Source organism: Paenibacillus mangrovi (assembly GCF_022898935.1).
Taxonomy (GTDB): domain Bacteria; phylum Bacillota; class Bacilli; order Paenibacillales; family Paenibacillaceae; genus Paenibacillus_AQ; species Paenibacillus_AQ mangrovi.
The window spans coordinates 212,451-235,014 of sequence record NZ_JALIRP010000002.1 but is presented as its reverse complement, the minus strand read 5'-3'; the positions used below and the strand labels follow the sequence as shown (position 1 = coordinate 235,014).

Sequence of the window (22,564 nt, the reverse complement as noted above, 5' to 3'; positions counted from 1 at the left end):
TTGATCAAAACAGTTCATGCCAGTAATATCGGACGGGTTCGATCGGTAAACGAGGATTCAGTTTGGATCGGTCAACTGCCGCAAGGCTATACCATCGGTATTGTTGCTGACGGTATGGGTGGCCATCAGGCCGGTGATACCGCGAGCATGCTTGCTGTGGATACGATTGCGGCTGACCTTTCTACACTGGAAGAAGGCATGTCTGCCGAAGGACTGAGTGCTGCTGTGAGTGATGCCATACTGCATGCCAATAGTGTGATCTACAGTGAAGCATCCAAAAATGAAAAATATCACAACATGGGAACGACGGTTGAAGTGCTGCTGCTGCAGGATCTGTCCGGCATTATCGGACATATCGGAGACAGCCGGGCATATAAAATTGTGAATGGTGAAGCCATTCAGTTGACGGAAGACCATACGCTTGTCAATGAGCTGTTTAAGAACGGTCAGATCAGCCATGAGGAGATGAAGACCCATCCGCGCCGCAATGTGATTATGCGCGCTTTGGGCACCGATCCCGAGGTAGCTGTCGATCTGTATCCTGTCACACTATCTGCCGGGGAAGTACTCCTTTTGTGCAGCGATGGACTCAGCAGTCTGGTTAGCGGCGAGCATATTGCCCAAATAACTGGAATGCAGGATGTTCCGCTGGATGAACGGGCGGACCGACTTCTGCAGCTGGCACTTCTCGCCGGAGGCGATGACAACATTACCGTCGCCCTGTTTGAACTTCAAGATGAAATCGCCGGGCAAAGTATAAAGGAGTGGGATTCATGATCGGACACGAATTGGGCGGCCGTTACGAAATTATAGAACGAATTGGTGGCGGCGGAATGGCTCTCGTCTACAAAGCTCATGATCTGCTGCTCGGCCGAAATGTCGCTGTCAAGGTACTACGTCAGCAGTTTGTGCACGATGAGGAGTTTATCCGCCGCTTCCGCCGTGAGGCGCAGTCGGCTGCTTCGCTTTCGCATCCGAACGTTGTCAGCATTTACGATGTGGGGCAGGAAGATGAGATTCATTACATCGTGATGGAATATGTCGAAGGACATAATCTGAACGAAATTATTAAAGAACGGGCACCTCTTCAAGTTGATGAGGCGGTGCGGATCGCGTCTCAAATATGCGATGCGCTGGATCATGCCCACCATAATCAGATAATTCACAGGGATATCAAGCCCCATAATATACTGATTGGCCGCAATGGCAGAGTAAAGGTGACGGATTTCGGGATCGCCCGTGCCGTTACGTCAACGACCATTACCCAAACGGGTTCTGTTATTGGTTCTGTACATTATTTCTCCCCGGAGCATGCCAAGGGTGTCGTGACGGGCGAGAAATCGGATTTATATTCACTTGGTATTGTATTGTATCAAATGCTGACAGCCCGCCTACCTTTTCTTGGGGAAAGCCCGATCAGTGTGGCGCTGAAGCATCTTCAGGAGGAATTTGAGGAGCCACGTGAAGTGAATCCTCTCATTCCCCAGAGCGTGGAAAATATTATTCTCAAATCGATGCGAAAAAATCCGCAGGAGCGGTACCAGAGTGCAAAGGAAATGCTGCATGATCTGGAAACCTGTCTGCTGCCGGAGCGCAGAAATGAGAAGAAAATAGATTTTAACGATATCGATGACGAGGACCGCACCCGCGTCATTCCAGCGATTAAGCCTCAGCATATCGGGGCGAGCCCGGTAAGATCACGGCCGGCACCTGCGGATCATGATGAGGACCAGGATGATCGTCCAGCGCCGGCGGCCAAGCCGAAAAAAACTTGGGGAAAGCCTGCGCTGTGGATCGGTTTGACGCTGCTGCTTCTTCTGGCGATGGCGGGGCTGGCAATGTATGTCAATCATAAGCTCGTCGTTCCGAATGTGACAGTACCAAGCGTCCTCAACAAGACGGAAGCTGATGCCCGCAAAGAGCTTAGCGACCTCGGCCTTGAAGTAGACCCGCAGGTCATTCGTGAATACAAACCGGATGTAAAAGAAGGCTATGTTTATGAGCAGAGCAAGCCTGCTGACACCGTGGTGAAGAAGGGCTCAATCATTCAGCTTTCCGTTGGCGCAGCCAAACCGCTCAAGAAAATGCCGGATCTCAGAGGTTCTTCCTATGAGGAAGCTGTAAGATCCTTGAAAGATCTAGGATTTAAAGAGAATAATATTAAAAAGAATGAGGAATTCAGCGATGAGTCTGTTAATAAGGTCATTTCTCAGGATCCGGGTGCAAACACCGAGCAGGATCCCGATATGGCACAGGTTACATTAACAGTCAGCAAGGGTCCGAAGCAGGTGAAGATGCCGAACCTTATCGATTTGACGCAGGAGAAGGCGGTGCAGAAGCTGAGAGCGAACGGGTTCACCACTGACCCGACGATTGAGCAGGAAGCGAGCTATACCGTTGAGAGAGGTAAAGTCATTAAGCAGTTCCCTTATGACCCCGGGATGGATGCGAATCCTGGAGATAAAATCGTCTTGACGATTAGCTCGGGATATCCGTCTGACTCACTTAAATACACATTTAATCTGCCTGTTGCCCCGGAGTTCGAAGGGCAAAACAGTAAAATTAGTATTGAATACAGTGATGCACGTACCAGCGGTCAAACCAAAGTCTGGGGTACGAAGACCATCAATTCGACACAGGTCTTCCCTATAGAACTGGTGTTGTCTCCAACTATGAACGGGATCGTAACTGTGAAACGGGATGGGCAGATTTTCGATACCTACACGGTAACCTATGAAGATGCCAAGAACGGCACGGTGCCTGCTGCTACTCTGCCGGATAACAGTTTCGGTGACCCGGGAATGCAGGACTATAACGGAGATGGAAACGGCGTAGATGGCGCGACAACCGGCATAGATAACCCAGGGGATGGGAAAGTGAACAAGCATGACTTCCCGGGAAAAGGTAAGAAGAAGGACAACTAAACTGTAATATACAAACATCACCAATAAAGGTTCGAGTCGTTCAACTTGTGAACCTGTCGGAGAAAGTGAGGCCTTTCATGTATGCCTGAAGGAGTGATCGTGAAGGCGTTAAGCGGATATTATTACGTCAAACCGCTCGAAAACGGTATGGCGGCATCGGGAGGAGAGGAAGCCATCCAGTGCAGAGCACGCGGCATTTTTAAGAAAAAGGGCGTGACTCCACTGGTGGGGGATCATATTCTTTATTCCCATACGGAGAACGGGGAGGGCATGGTGGATGAAATTCTGCCGCGCCGCTCCGAACTGATCCGCCCTCCAGTTGCCAACGTGGACCTGGCTGTTCTGGTATTTTCGGTCCGTGAACCCGATCTCAATTTGCAGCTCCTGGACAAGTTTTTGGTCCACATCGAGCACTCGGGGCTGGATACGGTGATCTGTCTGACCAAGCAGGATCTTTTGCCGGATGAACCGGGCGCTGAGGATCCAACTGCTGTGGTAAAAGCACTGTATGAAAAAATCGGCTACCAGGTCATCGTATCAAGCTCACGCTTAGGGCTGGGAACGGATCTGCTAAAGGAAAGATTGAAAGGCCAAATCAGTGTCTTTTCCGGTCAATCCGGTGTAGGCAAGTCATCCCTTCTGAATCGGCTAGTTCCGGGCCTTGCACTTGAGACTAGCGCGATCAGCATGAGGCTCGGCCGCGGCAAACACACGACGCGCCATGTGGAGCTGATTGAGCTTGAGCAAGGGGGATTTGTAGCCGATACGCCGGGCTTCAGCCAGCTTGATTTTCTGGAGCTTGGGGTAGAGGAGCTGTCCACATGTTTCAGGGAATTTGCTTCGTATGCGGACCAGTGCAAATTCCGGGGATGCAGTCATACCCATGAACCGGGCTGCAAAGTCATAGAAGCAGTGGAAGAAGGAAGAGTAGCAGCGAGCCGCTACGAGCATTATGTGCTGTTCTTAACGGAAATGAAAGATAAAAAGCGGAGGTATTAACGACAAATGATTAAAATAGCGCCATCGATATTGTCAGCGGATTTTGCCCAATTGGGACCGGAGGTTGCGGTCGTGGAAGCGGGAGGAGCGGACTGGATCCACGTGGATGTCATGGACGGGCATTTTGTTCCTAACATTACACTTGGACCGGCTATCGTCAGCGCCATTAAGCCGCATACGAGCCTGCCTCTCGACGTTCATCTGATGATCGAGCAGCCGGAACGATATATCGCTGATTTTGCCAAAGCTGGCGCCGACGTAATTACCGTTCATGCCGAAGCCTGCACGCATTTACACCGTGTCATTCATATGATCAAGGAGCATGGAATTAAGGCAGGGGTCGCCATTAATCCTGGAACCCCAGCTTCGATCATACAGGAAGTACTTGAAGACGTGGATTTGGTCCTTGTCATGACGGTCAATCCGGGCTTCGGTGGACAGCAGTTTATCCCTAGAACCGTTCAGAAAGTGCGTCAGGTGCGTCAGTTGCTGAATGAGGCTTCGCTCTTTGATGTTCATATCGAAGTGGACGGCGGGATTACGAGCGAGACGGCACCATTGGTGGCTGATGCAGGTGCCGATGTGCTGGTTGCAGGTAGCGCCGTGTTTGGACAAAAGGATCGCGAGGCAGCGATCATGGCGATCCGGGGTAGTGTTCAGAACAATTAAATTGGGCGGGCTCACTCGTCTGCCTGAGTCATAGGTCATGCATTTTGCGCATACATTGGTTACATGAGCAGGGTTCTCATGTAACCTTTTTTTGTCCGTTTCTGCAGCAAACTAAGCTCAGGGCATACCATACGCGATGACATGAGAATGATGGGGAGGGTGGAATGGAATATGAAATTTTATACGTTTAAGCTGCCAAAGTTCTTGGGAGGCTTCGTAAAAGCCATTTTAAACACATTTCATAAAAGCTGAAGACTCCCTATGGTATGCCGCTTATGCTAAACAACCTCTGAGGCAGGCGGCATGAAATATACCGAATAGGGCCAAAGGCATTAAAAAAAGCACCTGCTGTAAACAAGGTGCTTTTTGCTTATATACGTAAAACGCGGTCTTCCTACTCTGTAGGAAAAACAATACAAGTTTTCCTAATTATACGCGGGTAACTTTACCAGCTTTGAGCGCACGAGTGCTCACATAAACGCGCTTTGGTTTGCCGTCAACAAGAATACGAACTTTTTGCACGTTCACACCCCAAGAACGACGGTTACGGTTGTTAGCGTGGGATACGTGGTTACCGCTTCCTGGCTTCTTGCCAGTTACATAACATTTGCGAGACATAGATTACACCTCCTTGTTCCAAACACCTGCATAAAACAATACTTGTATATAATATCACAGCAAAAAATGCTTCGTCAACCGCTCAAAAACATTTATTTCTCATGCTTCTTATAGTACAATGATGTATAGCCCATACTGGTTGAATATGGGGTGTTAAACTATATCTATAATTTTAAATGCAAAATAACGATTTAGAACGCAAGTGGCGAAACGAAAACGTGAATGTTACGTTTGTATAAGGACGCCCATGGTTTTGGGATCAAGCTAGGAAGGGGATTTATCATTGAGTAAGCGTTCTTTGAATGGGGCAGATTTTACCGCAATGGTTTTGGCTGGAGCGGAGCAGCTGCAGCAGCATGCTGAGCATGTCAATTCCTTAAATGTATTTCCGGTGCCGGACGGCGATACCGGAACGAACATGAACTTGACGATGAATGCAGGTGTAACTGAATTAAAAAGAAATAACTCCGAATCGATTGGACACAGCGCTGGCGTATTATCCAAAGGACTGCTGATGGGCGCGCGCGGAAATTCCGGCGTGATTACATCCCAGCTGTTTCGCGGGTTCGGTCGTTTTGCTGCGCCTTACAATGAGCTGAATGCAATGCAGTTTGCTGCCGCCCTGCAAACAGGCGTAGATGCTGCGTACAAAGCTGTTGTAAAGCCGGTTGAAGGTACGATTTTGACAGTGGCAAAAGAGGCTGCCAAGCATGCGGTTTTCTATGCTCGTCGGACAAACGATATTACGGAATTAATGGAGCAGGTACTCCTGAAGGCGCAGGAGACGCTCTCCCAGACACCTGATATGCTTCCTGTATTAAAACAGGTGGGCGTCGTGGATTCAGGGGGACAAGGACTGGTCTATATTTACGAAGGTTTCCTTTCGTTTCTCCAAGGGGCGCAGTCATCGCCTGAGTATTCATCTCAGTCAGCTGCAAGACAAGCATATCCCGTGAATCAACAGGATACGGCTTCTGCGGCTGTGGTAGGTTCCACTGTCCCTGCTTTTGCAGATCGGCCTGAGCTGGCTCAATCCAGAATTGAAACAGAAGATATTGAATTTCTGTACGACATGGAATTTTTCATTAATCGTCAGCTTGGAGGCACTCCTGCTGCGAAATTCGATGAGGATCAATTCAGAAAAGCGTTATCTGTTAATGGAGACTCTATTATCATTATCGCCGATGATGAGCTGATCAAAGTGCATGTCCACTCCAAGGCGCCGGGCGAGGTGCTGAATCTCGCGCTCCGTTATGGAGAAATCACGCAGATTCATATATTGAACATGCGTGAACAGCATCGGGATCTGCTTACGACTGGTCTGGACATCGCGCCAATGCCTGAGCTTTTTGCGGAAATTCCGGTTGATCCGGTAGAGCATTCGCGGGAGCAGGCTCCGGCTACGCCGCCGGCAGATGAACTTGCACCGTATGGTTTCATCGCGGTAGCTTCCGGTCAGGGCATTGCGGACATTTTCAAAAGTCTTGGTGTGGATGCCGTGCTTTCCGGCGGACAGACCATGAATCCAAGCACAGAGGATTTTGTCAACGCGATCGGATCGATCTCGGCACAGCATATCTATATCCTGCCGAACAATTCCAATATTGTGCTTGCTGCACAGCAGGCTGCAGAGCTGCTTGAAGGCGAGCGCAGTGTGACGGTGATTCCGAGCAAGAGCATTCCTCAAGGAATTGCTGCTGCTTTCGCATTCTCCGAAGAGGATGCCGAGGATATCAATACGAACAATATGATGGAGGCTATTGCACGAATCAAGTCCGGACAGGTGACCTATGCGGTGCGGGATACCCAGATTGACAATCTTGATATCAAAGCCGGCCAGTATATCGGTATTGAAAATTCGAAAATCGTTACGGCAGCTGAGGGGCTTTTGGGTGCATGCCAGGAGCTTCTGAGCAAGATGCTTGTGAGCGGAGATGAAATCGTAACCGTCCTTGCCGGTGAAGAAACACAGCCTGATATGACGGCTGAACTGGCGGATTGGCTAGCCGAGAATTATCCGAACGCTGAAGTGGAAATACATCAAGGCGGCCAGCCGGTGTATTATTATATTTTCTCAGTAGAGTCCTAGTTCAATTTATATCGTGAAATAAGTTAAAGGAGGCCACTCGCATGACTCATGCGGTCATTGTGACGGACAGCACCGCTGACATACCGGAAGAGCTGGTCAGCAAATATGATATTCATGTCATACCACTTCGCCTGATGTTTGGTGAAGAGACCTTCGAGGACGGCGTGGATATTTCAGCTGAGGTGTTCTACAAACGGCTTGTCCAGTCGGATCAGCTGCCTACCACGTCGCAGGCTTCCCCTGCCGATTATATGCATGTATATCAGAATATTATGACCATGCATCCCGGTAGTCCGATCATTTCCATTCATATTTCGTCGGGACTAAGCGGCACGTATCAATCCGCAGTCCTCGCCAAATCGCTGATGGAGGACCCGCCGGAAATTACGGTGGTGGACTCTAAATCGGCCTCCTACGGTTTTGGCCTGCTGGTAGTCCATGCGGCCCGGCTCGCTGCGGAAGGCAAAAGCGTGGATGAAATAGTTTCATCCGTGGAACAGATGCGGCAGCAGCGCAAGCTTTATTTTCTCGTCGACACCTTGGAATATTTGCAAAAAGGCGGGCGGATCGGCAAGGCGGCAGCAATTATCGGAAACCTTCTTAATATCAAGCCAATCCTGTCCATCGACGAAGAAGGCATCATTTATGCGGTAGAAAAGGTCAGAGGCCGCAAGAAAGCAATAGCCCGCATGATTGAAAGGTTTCAAGAGGATCTGGGCGGGATTCAAAACATTAACGTGGCAGTAGGTCATACGGCAGACCCGGCTACAGCTGACCCGGTACTTGAAGAGCTATCCCGGCATTATCATCTGGGGGAAGTCGTGCTCACCAATATCGGTCCGGTTGTCGGCAGCCATGTCGGCCCCGGGACACTGGCCGTATTTGTATGGCCAACTTAAAATGAGGGATGGAAATGAGTCTTAGTTTAGATCAAATCTCAATCCGTCAGGTGCGCGGCGTGAGTGCTCTCAAAGAGGGAGAGCTTCACGCCTTTGGCATCTTTACGGTCAAAGATTTGCTGGAGTATTATCCTTTCCGTTACGAGGATTACCGTCTCCGCTCACTCAGCGAGGTGAAGGATGGGGACAAAATTACCATTCAGGCCAAAATTATGGGCGTTCCCGTACTGCAGCGTTATGGACGGAAATCCAGATTAACCTGCAAGATGATGGCTGATCAGTGGATGTTTACGGCCACCTGGTTTAACCGTCATTTTCTACGTGACCAGCTGACAAGCGGCAGGGAAATCGTACTGGTGGGCAAATGGGATCAGCGGCGCATGCAGTTGACGGTATCCGAATCGGAATTTCCGGACCAGGGAGCCTGGCGCAGCGGGACACTGCAGCCGGTATATTCCATTGGGGGCAAGATCACACAGACGTGGATTCGCAAAACGATGGGACAGGCACTCACCCAATATGGGGAGATGATTCCCGAGATTTTACCGCAGACACTGATGCAAAAATATCATTTTATGCCGCGCAAACAGGCGATTACAACGATCCATCAACCGAACGATACGCGTGAAGGACAGCAGGGGCGTCAGCGTATGGTTTATGAGGAATTGTTCCTGTTCCAGCTGAAAATGCAGGCTTACCGAGCACTGAACCGCAGCCGGATGGACGGAATTGTGCACACGGTGGACAATAAAACCATGCGCGAGTTTGTCCGGAGTCTACCTTTTGAATTGACGGATGCCCAGAAAAAAGTAGAGCTGGAGATTTTGCATGATATGCGATCTCCTTACTGTATGAACCGTTTGCTGCAGGGCGATGTGGGTTCAGGCAAAACCGTCATTGCGGCCATTGCTTTGTATGGTGCGGTCCGGTCCGGTTTTCAGGGGGCTTTGATGGTTCCAACCGAAATTTTGGCCGAGCAGCATATGCGCTCTCTGCAGAAGCTGTTTGAACCGTTTGGCATCTCTGTCGCTCTGCTTACAGGCAGCGTCACCGGGCGCAAGCGGAAAGATTTGCTGGCTTCTCTGCAAATGGGCATGATCGACATTGTAGTCGGAACCCATGCCTTGATCCAGGAGGATGTTTTTTTCCGCCAGTTGGGTCTTGTTGTTACGGATGAACAGCACCGGTTCGGTGTTAATCAGCGGAGCATTCTGCGGCGGAAAGGATATAACCCGGATGTACTGACGATGACGGCTACGCCGATTCCGCGGACGCTGGCGATTACAGCTTTCGGGGATATGGATGTCTCGACGTTGTCCGAACGTCCAAAAGGGCGAATTCCGATTACGACCTACTGGGTCAAGCATGAGATGATGGACCGCGTGCTCGGTTTTATTTCCAAAGAGATTGATCAGGGCAGACAGGCTTATCTGATCTGTCCTCTGATCGAGGAATCGGAGAAGCTGGATGTACAGAACGCGATTGATCTGCATATTCAGATGCAGCAGGCTTTTCCGAAATACAAGGTTGGTTTGCTGCATGGACGGATGACACCAGCCGAGAAGGAAGAGGTTATGCGGGCCTTCAATGAAAACGAAGTACAGCTGCTGGTGTCGACTACGGTCGTGGAAGTCGGTGTGGATGTGCCGAATGCGACGTTGATGGTGATTATGGATGCAGATCGTTTCGGCCTATCTCAGCTGCATCAGCTGCGCGGCCGGGTAGGACGCGGGAAGCATGCCTCCTATTGTGTGCTCATTGCCGATCCCAAGTCTGAAGTAGGACAGGAGCGCATGAGTGTCATGACGGAAACGGATGACGGCTTCGAAGTTTCGCGCCGGGATTTGGATCTTAGAGGCCCGGGAGATTTTTTCGGAACGAAGCAAAGCGGTCTGCCGGAATTTCGCCTGGCGGACATGGTCAGCGATTTTGCCGTACTCGAGAAGGCGCGTGACGATGCATCGCAGCTGGTGGGGGACAGCGCATTTTGGACTTCGCCAACGTATGCTGCCCTTCGGGATTATCTTCAGCAGGAGCAGATTTTCCAGGGAGATTTGGTAGATTAGGCACTTGGGACAGGCACCCCGTCATATACTTAGTTGAATTGGAATTTGACGGGAGGTGCCAAGTTTTGGGTTATCAGCAGTATGGAATCAGTCCTTCTTTAGTAACAAGGGTCAAGAAAAAGATGAAAAATCCTACGACCAAAGAACGGATTATGGGCATCATCGATGGTGTCAATAAAAAGGACCTGCAGGATCCGGCAAAGGTTCAGCGCCTGGTCAAATCGGCAGCGGGAGTGTTGAAGGAGCCGTTAACACAAACCGAAGAACAGCAGCTCGTTCGTTTTGTGGTGGCTCAGCGGATTGATCCGAATAATACATTACATTTAATCAAGCTTTGGGGCATGTTCCGTTAGAGTGATGCGGATAAGAACATACAAAATAAGACCCTTTGAGGAATACCAGTACGGTATTTTTCTGAAGGGTCTTTTTCTGTCTTCTGTGAAAGTAGGTTTTCTCATACAAGCTAGGTCTGCATAGTTCATCCTCTTCCGGTCAAAAATAATACAGGTGCAAGGAAGTATAACATGATGCGAACTGGTTTGAGTTATACGTGTTACAAATTCATCATCATTTTACTGGAGGTCTTACACATGAAAAGATGGATGACATTCGGGTTAACAATGCTGTTGGTATTTGCGCTCAGCGCTTGCGGCAGCAAGACAACTAGCAACCCACCCGGCACAACTACGGGCGGAACAACTACGGGCGGAACAACTACGGGCGGTACAACCGCCGGGGGGGCTCAGGATATCAAAGTCACAGCGACCAACTTCCAGTTTTCGCCTGCGGAAATCAAAGTTAAAAAGGGCGACAAAGTTAAGATCACGCTTCAGAATAAAGAGGGTGCGCATGGCTTCGAAATCCCTGATTTCAAAGTAAACCTGCAAAAAGACGGTTCCGCTGAATTTACGGCTGACAAAGCAGGAACACATGAATTCCATTGCTCTGTGATGTGTGGCGCCGGCCATGACAACATGGTAGGCAAAATCATTGTAGAATAATTGGACAGCAAAAATACCGCTTTGCGGCCTCATGTAAGGCTGGCAAGCGGTATTTTTCGTTGTTTTTCAGGTGCACACGCTGCTTAGAAGCTTTTTTCAATACAAAGCGGAGAATCATTTTTAACCGAATTCACGGTACTGCTCACCGGATAGGCTTCCATTTCGTCAGCCGGAAAAGGAATAAGGAGCTGCTGCAGTTCCTCTGTATTGGCGGTTCCCCGCTGCACCCAGCGGAGCTCGTCCTCCGGACGCAGAATGACCGGCATGCGGTCATGAATGGGCTCCATCAACGAATTGGGACGGGTAGTGATGACGGTGCAGGTCGCAAGCTTGCTTCCGTCACCTTGCACCCATATATCGTACAGACCTGCCATGCTGAACAGTTCGCTGCTTTTTAGCTTGATCCGATAAGGGCGTTTGCCGCCTTCTGTCTTCTGCCATTCATAGAATCCATCCGCAGGGATGAGGCATCTCTTTCGTTCGAAGGGGAGTCTATAGGCCGGTTTCTCAAGCAGCGTTTCGCTTCGTGCATTAATCATGCGGCTGCCCATACTGCTGTCCTTGGCCCAGGCAGGGACCAATCCCCATTTGAGCTCTCCGAGCCGGAGACGGCTTCCGTCATGAATGATGGATAGAACCATCTGCGTCGGCGCAATATTATACTGCGGGTGGTGATAGGGTACGGAATATCCGGGATCCAGCTCATACCGCAGCATAAGTTCTTCCAAAGATACGATCAGCGTAAAACGTCCGCACATACGGCATTAGCCCTCCTTGCTAGGCTGCCTGTCTCTGCTTCCAAAGGCGGATATGGCAGCCTTATTTCTTCCAGTGTACCGCTATATACCGCTTTCCGCCACTGCGCCGATGATTTGATCGAGACGAATCCACTCAGGACCTTCTCCTTCATCACCATCGAAGCGGATCTGTCTCCGGGCCGCATCAATCCGGAGTACATGGCCCGTAAGCCGAATATCTTCAGGCTCGTCAAACAAGGTAATCGTAACCGCCGAGCCGGTGTACAGAGCAGCAGCCATAACCCGGGCCATTTCTTCTTCTGCCTGCGGGTCGATGAGCGGCGGTGTGCGGTGTACCAGATGCTGCTGATGCTGGATATAGGCCTCCCGGTGCTCGGGCAGCATCATCCGCGATGACTCAAATAATCCGTTGCCTTGCAGTTTTTTACTCATTTATAGTGGCCTCCAATCCGTAGAGAGCGTTCCTGCGCCTGACCGGAATCCTGGAGCGAGGAGGCGCGGAGAATGGCGGTCTCGCCAAATTTGCGCTTGATGCCGTCCGTGGCCCGTTCCAGATCCCGTTTGCGGTCGCGGTTTCCGAACAGGGTCAGCTGGACCAGGGAATCCGGGCTGAGGTCGGATAAGGATACGCCGATTTTGCGGACCGGCAGACCGTTCCAGTGCCTACGGAACAGAAGACAAGCTGCACCGTAAATTTCATCGGTAATGTTGGTGGGATCGGAAAGCTTCATCTGCCTGGAAAAACCTGTCGGATGGTCAAAATCTGCGCCCTGACAGCCCACGCTGACAACGAATCCCATCAGCCCCTTTTCCCGGCAGCGCCTGCCAACCAGCTCGCACAACTCCAGCAGCACGACCCGGAGCTCTTTCCAGTCCGTATAGTCGCGCGGAAGCGTCATTTGATGGCCTACGCCCTTCTGCTGCTGCAGTTGGCTGTGGGGCGTAACCGGGGATGAGTCCATCCCGCGGGCGATGCGCCACAGCACTTCGCCGTTAACACCCCAGCGCTCCGTCAGGCGGGGCAGGGGCGTCTTCGCCAAATCGCCGATGCTGTGGATGCCCATCTTATAGAAATGCCGGGTCATTCGCGAGCCGACCATAAACATTTCATGAACCGGCTTGGTCCACAAGGTGTCCGCCAGTTCCTCGCGTTTCAGCGTATAGATGCCATCCTTGTTTTTCTTGGCATAGATATCGCAGGCCATCTTGCTAAGCACCTTGCAATCGCTGATGCCGACCCGTACGTAGACGCCGGTCTCATACATGACCCGGTGCTGAATCCGGCGGGCGATTTCATCGGGACTTCCGAACAAGGCGAGGCTTCCGGTGACATCCAGATGCTGCTCGTCAATGCTGTAGGGCTCCACGAGGTCGGTAAAGGACTGCAGAATTTCCGTAATATGCAGCGATACGCGGATATATTCCGCCATCCGCGGGCGAACGACGATCAGATGCGGACATTTGCGGAGCGCCTCACCGAGGCGCTCGGCCGTCGTGACCCCGTACTTTTTGGCCAGCGGGCAGGCGGCGAGGATAATTCCTGAGCGCCGAGCCGGATCTCCGGATACGACTAAAGGCTTGCCCTCATATTCGGGATGGGCGACTTTCTCGACACTGGCATAAAAGGACTGGCAGTCGGCCAGCATAATGACACGGTTTTTGCTCTTGACCATGGGACTCGCTCCTTATCATTTGAACAGTAGCAGGAACACGTGTTCTTATTTTATTAGAATAACGGAGAAATATTCTATTTTCAACCGGAATTATTTGCAAGGAGCGGGTGCCGGAGATTTGATTTTTGTAAACCTTCTCCATTATGCCTAGTTACAAAGATGGGGAATATCGCCTGGTGAGCATCTCAAAAGTAACCGGATAGTCATACTATTTATATCCATATATATCCATTTTGATAACGGGTTGGGACCGTAAGTCCTGTTCGTGACTCTGTCCTTATTTTTAAAAAAATGCTGTTTTCCGAAAATGCTGTAGTGGTGCGGTTTTTTGCTGTTTCTTCATCGGACTATAGTATCAATTTTGTAATCTTTATGGATAAAGATGTTAAAACGACCACAACTTTAGAAATTTTTCGACGTATACATATCAGTTGCCGCTTCGGCCAAGGAAAGAAACACGCTGTTTAGTTGTCCCTACAGACGTCAGTGCCGAAGAAAAGGCAACTGTCGTTTTTTAGTTACGGGCAGCGGTGGGATAGGTCGCCAGGTTCTGAAAATTCCTTCCAGCAGCCTAGTTTACAGATTGGTAATCTTAGTTGAGAATTGAGTTATGACAAAAATCGAGAGTGCCGGGCCAAGGAAAAGGCCCATGCCAAACCAGAGGTGAGAACTTTCAGGCGATGATCAATCGTAGAACACTATTCATCTGGATCACAGCAGCCGCCGTTCTTATTGCCGGAGGAATCACTGCCGGCTTAACGGTGAACTCTTCTCCGGTAAAGGTATACAAGGATCAAGATGGGACCCAGTTTACATTTAAGACCCAAGGTGACCGTTTTATGCGATATGACAAAGACGGAAACTGGAAGGAGATGTTTGTGAAAGGCGTCAATTTGGGGGCGACAGTACCCGGCTATTTTCCGGGTGAGCTTCCGGCGACCGAAGAGGATTACCTGCGCTGGTTCAAGCAGATCGATGAAATGGGGGCTAACGTTATCCGTGTGTACACGGTGCATCAGCCGGTATTTTATTCAGCGCTTGTGAAATACAACAAGGATAAAGGCGACGATCCTTTGTATTTTATGCAGGGCATATGGTCCCCCGAGGAAGAACTAATCGAGCGCAAGGACGCCTATGCAGAGGACATCAGCAAGCAATTTAAAGCAGAAATACAGAAGGCGGTAGCCGCTGTATACGGTGATGTCACCGTGCCGCCGAAGCAAGGGGCTTCGAGCGGAAAGTACACGGCGAATGCGGGTAAATATTTGATGGCATGGCATGTGGGCACCGAATGGGATCCGGAAATGGTCAAGAACACCAATAAGAAGCACAGCGATGTTCCGGTGTATAAGGGTCAATATTTCTCAGGTACCCAGGATGCTTCTCCTTTCGAAAACTGGCTTGCGGGACTGCTAGACTACACGGCCCAGCAAGAGAAGCAGTATGGATGGGAGCATCCCGTAACTTTTACAAACTGGGTGACCACCGATGTGCTCAGTCATCCCGGCGAGCCGCTGTTTGAAGAAGATATGGTAAGCGTGGATGCCAGACATGTTCAGCCGACGGGCTGGAAAGGCGGATATTTTGCCGCATACCATGTCTACCCGTATTATCCCGATTTCTTCCGGACGGATTCCACGCTGCAGACGATTAAGGATAAGCAGGGAAATTACAATACCTATAAAGCTTATCTGCACCAACTGAAAGCGAAGTTCAAGGACATGCCGATTATGGTCACCGAATATGGAGTACCTTCCTCGATAGGGGTATCCCACTTTGGGCCCGGCGGCCGTGATCAGGGCGGTCATAACGAGCAGGAGCAAGGTGAAATCGATGCATCGCTTACCCGGGATATTTATGACGAAGGCTATGCCGGAGCCATATTGTTTATGTGGCAGGATGAATGGTTCAAGAAGACATGGAACACGATGCCGTTTGAAATACCTGCTGACCGGCGTGCGTACTGGATTAATGTGCTGACCAACGAGAAAATGTTTGGCGTGCTCGGCATGCTTCCGGGCAAGGAAAAACTGCTCACGATCGACGGCAAGCTGAACGATTGGGACAGTCTGGCGCAGGATGAGGTCAAGTACTGGCAGGGTAAGGTTCCGGGCATTCAGGATATGAGAATTACGCATGATGAAGGATATCTGTACCTCGGAATCCGGCTGGACAAAGATTTTGATCCGAAAACATCAAAGCTGTATATCGGTGCCGATACGATTGCGGGCGGGAACGAGCCATCCGCAGCGCAGCTTCCCGGCAAAAAGCTGGAGGGCGGAGCGCCTGAGGCTTTGATCGAAATCGGAAAGGACGAGGAATCCCAGGTAGAGATTGCAGCCGACTATGATTTTCATACGAGACTGTACGGCAAGGAAGGATACTGGATGCTGCCCGAGACGACACAGGAACAGGATACCCCGTTCCATCCTTGGAAGCTTGCGATCAGCCTGCTTATGAATCCGCCGGATACGCGCTTTGCGCATCCATTTATCGACGAAACGATAGGAACATTGAAAAGGGGGACAACGGACCGCAGCAAGGCCCAGTTCGACTCTTCGACTTCTTGGCAGTACAGCGGTAATGAGATAGAGATGCGCATTCCGTGGATGCTTCTGGGCTTTTCCGATCCGAGCTCTCTGCAGGTTATCGATTACAGCCCGCTGAAGGAAGGCCACGCATTCAGCTCAGTCAAAACGGACGGCATCCGGTTGATTCCTTGGCTGGTTGAACAAAGCGGCACCAAGGTGAGCTGGCCAGGAGGGGCGGCAAATACCATGGATATCAATGATATTGTCCCTTACAGCTGGAAGCCTTGGGATACGGTTCAGTACAGCGAGCAGCTGAAGCAAAGCTATTACGTGATGAAAGATATGTATAACCAGCTTCCAGATGAGAGATAGGTAAACGAAACAAACAGGATAGGAGAAAAATTTACAAGAAGGATTAGGCAGAAATCCAAAGAGCGACAGAAATTGGATGATTCCAAATCCTGGAGGGAGGAAACTGCAACCATGTTCTCGCATTTGATCGTCGCATATATTTTTATCTTTATATGCCTCGGACTGATTGGCCTCGGAATTATTCTTTTGTTCCTGATGAAAATATCGCAAAACAAGGAACAGCAGCTTAGAGAAATGTATGAGCAAAAGCATCATGATTACTTCGTATACATCCAGACTCATCTTGAGGATGAAAAGGCGCTGCGGCTTCCACCGGGCAAGCTGAAGCCGCTTGAACGCAGAGTGATCCAGGATAAATACATGGAATGGATCGAGCAGTTCAAGGGTGAATACCGCGCGAAGATGATACAGCTCTGCAGGGATGCGGGGTTGGTGGAAGAAGATCTGAAGGCATTAAAAAGCTTTCGCTATGGCCGCAGGCTGGGCGCGGCTTACCGCCTAGGGGGCATGCGTGCCGGGGAAGCGGTGCCGGCTCTGCTGCAAATGCTTCAAAAAGGCAAATACAATTCGCTGTTAATCATCATCGCGAGGTCTATTGCCAAGAGCGCGCAGAGACCTGAGGATGTGATTGAAATGCTGCGGACGCTATTGTCCCACGGCAAGCCGATCCATCATTTGGCCGCAGACATTATGCTGGAAACGGGCCTCGATACGAGCGGTCTTCTCATGAAGCTGCTTGACGATCAGGACCCGGCCCTCGTCAAGGTTGGACTGGTGGCGATGTGGGGACAGGCTGTTCCCGAAGTCATGCCGGTTCTGGGCAGACTGGTGGGCTCTGAGGAGAAGGATGTCCGCGCCGAAGCCGTCAAGTTGTACCTCAGCTCCAACCCTACGCTTAAGGATGAGACCATCGTCCAGCTGATGAGCGACCGAAACTGGGAAGTACGGGCCGCTGCAGCCAAAGCGCTGGGTCCGCTGCATGCTGCAGGCAGCATTCCGCTTCTGGTCAAGGCCCTTCAAGATGCCAACTGGAAAGTGCGGCATAGCAGCGCCGAAAGCCTTGCAGCTCTGGGCGAAGCCGGATTTGAAGCACTGTGCCAGGCTGCGCTCAGCGGAGCGGGAATCCAGCGTGAGGCTGCTCTGCAGCGTATTGAGCTGGTAATGGAAAAGAAGCAGGAGCACAGCGCAATCGAACAGATGGTGGCCTACAACAAGAAGCGGCTGATTCACGACCGGTATTTCGGAGTGAAGCAGCAGCCGATCAAACGGATGCCTGGCATAGCCGCGGTAGGAGGGGATTACACTGCTTAGAGAGACATTGCTTTTCTACGGCATGGTAGCCGTTTATTATGTCATGATCGTCAACATTCTGTATTTTACGATTATGGCGCTATCGTATCGTAACATTTCAACGATTTACAGAAGAACCAAGTATTCCAGCTATAATACGCTTTCCGGCTCTGAGCTGGTGCCACCGGTATCCTTGTTGGTCCCAGCCTATAATGAAGAGCTGACGATTATCGAAAATGTGTACTGCCTGATGACGCTGAATTATCCGACTTACGAAGTTATCGTCATCAATGATGGCTCAGGCGATAAAACGCTCCCTGTACTGATTAAGGAATTCAAGCTCGAGAAGATACAGAATCCCGAAATCAGGGGGACCATCGACACGGAAACCGTGAGAGGTATATACCATAATCCCGATTATCCACAGCTGTTTATTATAGATAAAGAAAACGGAGGCAAAGCGGATTCGCTGAATGCTGGCATCAACTTTTCGCATTACCCGCTGATCTCCTCCATCGATGCGGATTCTCTTCTGGAAAAGGACGCACTGATCCGGATGGCCCGCATGTATATGGAGAACCCGGAGGAAATGGTGGCTATTGGCGGCGATGTCCGCATCGCAAACGGCTGCCTGATCGAAAACGGGGCAGTAAAAAAGATTTCGCTGCCGCGGAAAATATGGCCGATGTTCCAGTCCATCGAATACTTAAAGGCTTTTCTCGGTGGACGGATCGGCTGGAGCCATATAAACGGCCTCATCATCGTGTCCGGGGCCTTCGGGCTGTTTCGCAAGGATTACGTGATTGCCGTCGGCGGCTACCGGGGCGGTTATCCCGGAGAAGACATGAACATTATCATCAAGCTTCACCGGTACATGCTCAGCCACAAGCTTCCGTATAAAGTAGCATTTTGTCCCGAGGCAGTCTGCTGGACGCAGGCGCCGGACACGTATAATATCATCGCCAATCAACGGAAGCGCTGGGGCCGCGGGAATCTGAAGAACATGATCGAAAACCGCGGGATGCTGTTCAACCCGAAATACAAGATCATGGGCCTCATCACGATGCCTTACAACGTCTTGTTTGAAACATTAAACCCTTATTTTAGAATCACGGGCCTGTTGGCTCTGATAGGATATACGCTTTTGGATATGACGCATTGGCGCATACTGCTTACTTTCATCCTTCTGAACTTCCTGAGTGGTTATCTGCTGGGTGTAGCGGCCATTATTCTGGAAGAGATTGCGTTCCGCAGGTACAAGAAGATTTCCGATTTGTGGAAAATGCTCCTCTTCTCGGCCCTCAAATTCGTCGGATACCATCAACTAGGCGTTTTGTGGCGCGTACAGGGCCATATCCAATACCTCCGGAAAAACAATTCCTGGGGTACGATGACAAGACAAAGCTGGAAGGAAGAAAGCGAGACTGCCTAACTCGGCGTGATTCGCTAGAATCAAAAGTTCAATTAAATCTTTGAAAGGTGGGAATTGATAATGCCGGAGTCTGCAACTTTGCAGCGTGAACAGAGAACCGATGTGTACCAAAATCTCGGAGAACGTTTCAAGGAGACCACCCGGGAGCTCTGCGGAATCATGTTTTTATTTTGCAGCGGTAATCCCCCACAGTTGGAGAATCGGGTACGTGACTTTTTGCAGCATGAATCCGGAATGGAATTCGAGGTGCTCAAAGACAGTTCCACACAGACACTTGCGATTCTGATGCCAGGATTTACACTGGATGCGACCCATTATCAGGCACTGCTGCTGAAGCAGCATTTGCAGGAAACCATGGAGAATGTTGACCCGCGGATTACGCTGACTGTATTTCCAGGACAGGTAGATCCGACCCCTGGAGTCCTAAAGCAAATGGCCGAATCCACAAGGCTCAGCACATCATCCGATATTCATATTTTCACTAAGGAAGAAGCCGTACAGGAGCCGGGACGTATTCTCATCGTCGATAACGATGACGCCATCCGCGAGTTTCTGACCATCCGCCTGAAAATGCAGGGCTATGAGACCCTTGAGGCGCTTGACGGTACATCGGCTCTGGAGCTGATTGAAAAATGGGAGCCGGATCTCGTACTGACAGAACTGAATCTGTACGGTATCGATGGACTGCCATTCATTCACCAGATCAAGCAGCTGCCCGTGGAGAACACGCCGAAAATCGTCGTGCTGACCGAGCAGCGGGTGGAACGCACGATCAGTCAATGCTTCCAAAACGGGGTTAACGACTATGTAACCAAGCCATTTTCTCCGGTTGAGCTGGATGCCAGAATACACCGGTGTTTTCACTAAAAGATCACGCTTTAAACATAAAAAATTACATCTACGGAGGTTGAGTGCTCTTGAATCAGAAATATGAGCAACTGTTGAATGCAATTGAGGATAAAAAGGCTGTACTCGGTGTTGTCGGTTTAGGCTATGTCGGACTTCCGCTGGCAGTCGAGATGGTCAAGCAAGGCTTCACGGTTATCGGTATTGATGTGGATCCGTCCAAGATCGAGCAAATCTATCATGGGGAATCGTATATTTCCGATATCACTTCAGAGGATCTGAAGGCATGTGTCGCAACCGGTCGCTTCAAGCCAACGACGGATTACAGCATGATCTCGGTCATTGATGCACTCAGTATCTGTGTTCCGACTCCGCTCAGCGAAAATCAGGATCCGGATACGTCCTACATTACCAGTGTGGTCGATCAGATCAAGCTGCATATGAAAAAAGGGCTGCTCATTACGCTGGAAAGCACCACCTATCCGGGAACAACCGAAGAGCTGATTCAGGACAAACTCGAAGCTCTTGGCTATCGTGTGGGCGAGGATTTCTTCCTTTGCTTCTCCCCTGAACGCGTCGATCCGTCCAATACACGCTTCAATACATTCAATACGCCTAAGGTTATCGGGGGAACCACCGAAGCCTGCCTGACTCTCGGCACCGCCCTTTATTCGAAATATGTGGAAAAGGTTGTGCCAGTCTCAACGCCGAAGGTTGCAGAAATGTCCAAGCTGCTTGAAAACACCTTCCGCAGCGTCAACATTGCGTTTATCAACGAAATGGCGATGATGTGCGACCGCATGGGAATCGATATTTGGGAGGTTATTGATGCGGCTGCGACGAAGCCGTTCGGCTTCATGCCGTTCTATCCGGGTCCGGGCATCGGTGGGCACTGCATCCCGCTTGATCCGATGTATCTGTCCTGGAAGGCCAAAGGCTTCCGCTTCTACAGCAAATTTATCGAGCTAGCACAATCGACCAATGACAATATGCCGTATTATGTCATCAGCAAAACCTCTACCATTCTGAACGAATACGCCAAGTCAATCAAAAAATCGAACATTCTGGTACTCGGAATGGCCTATAAACCGGACATCAGCGATTTGCGGGAATCTCCGGGGCTCGAGGTATATGAGCTGTACAAAGAAAGCGGCGCGAACGTGGAATACTATGATCCGTATGCCGTCAGCTTCCGTGACAAGAATGGGGAAACTGTCCACAGCGTGGCGTATGACCTTGCGAAGTTCAAGACTTATGATTGCATCGTTCTGATCACCAACCACAGCGGACTGGATTACGGTGAAATCGCATCCTTGGGTGTGCCGATCGTGGATACGCGCAATGCGTTCCGCAGCTTTAACGAGCCGCATATTTATAAAATCGGACATTCCGTCCAGCATCTCCAGGAGCTAGAAATGGCTCTGATCGGATAACAGAAAAAGGAGGAAGAGGATGGGAGCATTACTGGCAAAAGCAAAAGCGAAGCCTCGCCTGGTCCTGGTCGTCTGCTGCTTGCTGCTCTTGCCCTTCCTTTTCAAATCTTCATCTGTAGAAGAAGGTAAAGCTACTTGGCTCTGGGACGCCTCATTAATTGAAAACCCAGGAGAGATTCTGGACTTCTGTAAGGAGCAGGGAGTCAGTGTCATTTTCCTTCAGATCCAAAAAGATGTGGATGTACAGCAGTACAAGCGTTTTATCGCCGCCGCCCATCAGGAAGATATTTCGGTGCATGCCCTGGATGGCCGTCCGCAGTGGGCGTACGAGGAGCACCGGAAGGAAGCGGATCAATTTATCGATTGGGTTCTCGATTATAATGATAAAGCTTCGCCGGAAGAACGTTTTGCCGGTATTCAGCTTGATGTGGAGCCATATCAACTCAAACGCTGGGAACGTGACCAGAGCAGCGTGGTAAGCGAGTGGAGCCGCAATATGGAGGAATGGACGGACAGGGGCCAAAGAGGCGGACTATACATGAGCGCCGCTGTACCGTTCTGGCTCGGGAAAATCGGAGCGGAGGACGGCAGCGGCACTCTGAGCCGCTGGATGCTGGGCCGGTTTGATGCCCTGGCCGTCATGTCCTATCGTGACAGCGGGCAGCAAATATTTGACTTGTCCAAGGGAATGCTGGATGAGGCCGATCAGCTCGACAAATCCATCTGGATCGGCATGGAGCTCGGACACACCGAGGAAGGATCACATGTGAGCTTTTTCGGCAAGCCCCTGCCGGTGATGGAAGAAGAGATGGAGAAGGTATACCAGCTCAGCGAATCCCACTCTTCCTTTGCGGGACTGGCGGTTCATCATTATGAAGCATGGCAGGAAAAGATCGCTTCGGCTGATCCGAAGCGGGAGCAGAGCAGCATGAGAAATTGACATCAGGACAAAAGAGATTAAGGC

At 50.4% G+C, this 22,564-nt stretch carries 20 protein-coding genes; 16 read left to right on the top strand and 4 right to left on the bottom strand.

Annotated features, from left to right (window positions below; all coding sequences use genetic code 11):
- From MUG84_RS05830 to spoVM, 5 genes are all read left to right on the top strand, one after another.
- Window positions 1-777 (top strand): Stp1/IreP family PP2C-type Ser/Thr phosphatase, encoded by a 777-nt coding sequence (locus MUG84_RS05830; RefSeq protein WP_244721706.1) that lies wholly within the window; start codon window positions 1-3, stop codon window positions 775-777.
- Complete coding sequence (pknB, locus tag MUG84_RS05825) at window positions 774-2,924, top strand: Stk1 family PASTA domain-containing Ser/Thr kinase (RefSeq protein ID WP_244721693.1); 2,151 nt, start codon at window positions 774-776, stop codon at window positions 2,922-2,924. Before MUG84_RS05830 ends, pknB begins: the two co-directional genes overlap by 4 nt.
- A gap of 81 nt (window positions 2,925-3,005) precedes the next feature.
- Entirely contained in the window at window positions 3,006-3,923 is a 918-nt protein-coding gene (rsgA, locus tag MUG84_RS05820) for a ribosome small subunit-dependent GTPase A (RefSeq protein ID WP_244721690.1), read from the top strand.
- 6 nt (window positions 3,924-3,929) lie between these two features.
- Complete coding sequence (rpe, locus tag MUG84_RS05815) at window positions 3,930-4,592, top strand: ribulose-phosphate 3-epimerase (RefSeq protein WP_244721687.1); 663 nt, start codon at window positions 3,930-3,932, stop codon at window positions 4,590-4,592.
- A gap of 171 nt (window positions 4,593-4,763) precedes the next feature.
- Window positions 4,764-4,844, top strand: coding sequence for a stage V sporulation protein SpoVM (gene spoVM / locus MUG84_RS05810; protein WP_034273235.1), 81 nt, complete (start codon window positions 4,764-4,766; stop codon window positions 4,842-4,844).
- A 177-nt stretch (window positions 4,845-5,021) separates the two neighbouring features.
- On the opposite strand, the gene rpmB is transcribed toward spoVM, so the two are convergent.
- Window positions 5,022-5,210: a 50S ribosomal protein L28 gene (gene rpmB, locus MUG84_RS05805; protein WP_047910965.1), complete on the bottom strand. Its 189-nt coding sequence runs from the start codon at window positions 5,208-5,210 to the stop codon at window positions 5,022-5,024.
- Window positions 5,211-5,493: 283 nt separating this feature from the next.
- Here rpmB and MUG84_RS05800 point away from each other — a divergent pair, with 283 nt between their 5' ends.
- The 5 genes from MUG84_RS05800 to MUG84_RS05780 all read left to right on the top strand — a co-directional run bounded on the left by MUG84_RS05800 (window position 5,494) and on the right by MUG84_RS05780 (window position 11,265).
- Window positions 5,494-7,299: a DAK2 domain-containing protein gene (locus MUG84_RS05800; protein ID WP_244721684.1), complete on the top strand. Its 1,806-nt coding sequence runs from the start codon at window positions 5,494-5,496 to the stop codon at window positions 7,297-7,299.
- Between the two features lie 41 nt (window positions 7,300-7,340).
- Window positions 7,341-8,198, top strand: coding sequence for a DegV family protein (locus tag MUG84_RS05795; RefSeq protein ID WP_244721680.1), 858 nt, complete (start codon window positions 7,341-7,343; stop codon window positions 8,196-8,198).
- Window positions 8,199-8,212: 14 nt separating this feature from the next.
- Window positions 8,213-10,264, top strand: coding sequence for an ATP-dependent DNA helicase RecG (recG, locus tag MUG84_RS05790; protein ID WP_244721677.1), 2,052 nt, complete (start codon window positions 8,213-8,215; stop codon window positions 10,262-10,264).
- A 65-nt stretch (window positions 10,265-10,329) separates the two neighbouring features.
- Window positions 10,330-10,617, top strand: coding sequence for a stage VI sporulation protein F (locus MUG84_RS05785; RefSeq protein ID WP_244721673.1), 288 nt, complete (start codon window positions 10,330-10,332; stop codon window positions 10,615-10,617).
- A gap of 237 nt (window positions 10,618-10,854) precedes the next feature.
- Window positions 10,855-11,265 (top strand): cupredoxin domain-containing protein, encoded by a 411-nt coding sequence (locus MUG84_RS05780; RefSeq protein WP_244721670.1) that lies wholly within the window; start codon window positions 10,855-10,857, stop codon window positions 11,263-11,265.
- 83 nt (window positions 11,266-11,348) lie between these two features.
- Here MUG84_RS05780 and MUG84_RS05775 read toward each other — a convergent pair whose 3' ends face one another.
- The 3 genes from MUG84_RS05775 to MUG84_RS05765 form a co-directional block, all read right to left on the bottom strand.
- Entirely contained in the window at window positions 11,349-12,023 is a 675-nt protein-coding gene (locus MUG84_RS05775; RefSeq protein WP_244721667.1) for an SOS response-associated peptidase, read from the bottom strand.
- 81 nt (window positions 12,024-12,104) lie between these two features.
- A complete protein-coding gene (locus MUG84_RS05770) occupies window positions 12,105-12,455 on the bottom strand; it encodes a YolD-like family protein (protein ID WP_244721664.1) in 351 nt (116 codons plus the stop codon).
- Window positions 12,452-13,696, bottom strand: a complete 1,245-nt coding sequence (locus MUG84_RS05765) for a DNA polymerase IV (RefSeq protein ID WP_244721662.1) — start codon at window positions 13,694-13,696, stop codon at window positions 12,452-12,454. The genes MUG84_RS05770 and MUG84_RS05765 overlap by 4 nt, the downstream gene beginning before the upstream one ends.
- 680 nt (window positions 13,697-14,376) lie before the next feature.
- On the opposite strand from MUG84_RS05765, the gene MUG84_RS05760 reads away from it, so the two are divergent.
- The 6 genes from MUG84_RS05760 to MUG84_RS05735 all read left to right on the top strand — a co-directional run bounded on the left by MUG84_RS05760 (window position 14,377) and on the right by MUG84_RS05735 (window position 22,540).
- Entirely contained in the window at window positions 14,377-16,599 is a 2,223-nt protein-coding gene (locus MUG84_RS05760) for a hypothetical protein (RefSeq protein WP_244721660.1), read from the top strand.
- A gap of 72 nt (window positions 16,600-16,671) precedes the next feature.
- On the top strand, window positions 16,672-17,910 hold the full coding sequence (locus MUG84_RS05755; RefSeq protein ID WP_244721659.1) for a HEAT repeat domain-containing protein: 1,239 nt from the start codon (window positions 16,672-16,674) through the stop codon (window positions 17,908-17,910).
- Between the two features lie 43 nt (window positions 17,911-17,953).
- A complete protein-coding gene (locus tag MUG84_RS05750; protein WP_244723299.1) occupies window positions 17,954-19,321 on the top strand; it encodes a glycosyltransferase family 2 protein in 1,368 nt (455 codons plus the stop codon).
- A 60-nt stretch (window positions 19,322-19,381) separates the two neighbouring features.
- Window positions 19,382-20,188 carry a response regulator gene (locus tag MUG84_RS05745; protein WP_244721658.1) on the top strand — a complete coding sequence of 269 codons (807 nt, stop codon included), beginning with the start codon at window positions 19,382-19,384 and terminating at the stop codon, window positions 20,186-20,188.
- Window positions 20,189-20,238: 50 nt separating this feature from the next.
- The gene (locus tag MUG84_RS05740) at window positions 20,239-21,600 is read left to right on the top strand and encodes a nucleotide sugar dehydrogenase (RefSeq protein ID WP_244721656.1); all 1,362 of its coding nucleotides are present in this window, start codon (window positions 20,239-20,241) and stop codon (window positions 21,598-21,600) included.
- 19 nt (window positions 21,601-21,619) lie between these two features.
- On the top strand, window positions 21,620-22,540 hold the full coding sequence (locus MUG84_RS05735) for a hypothetical protein (RefSeq protein WP_244721647.1): 921 nt from the start codon (window positions 21,620-21,622) through the stop codon (window positions 22,538-22,540).
- Window positions 22,541-22,564: the final 24 nt, after the last annotated feature.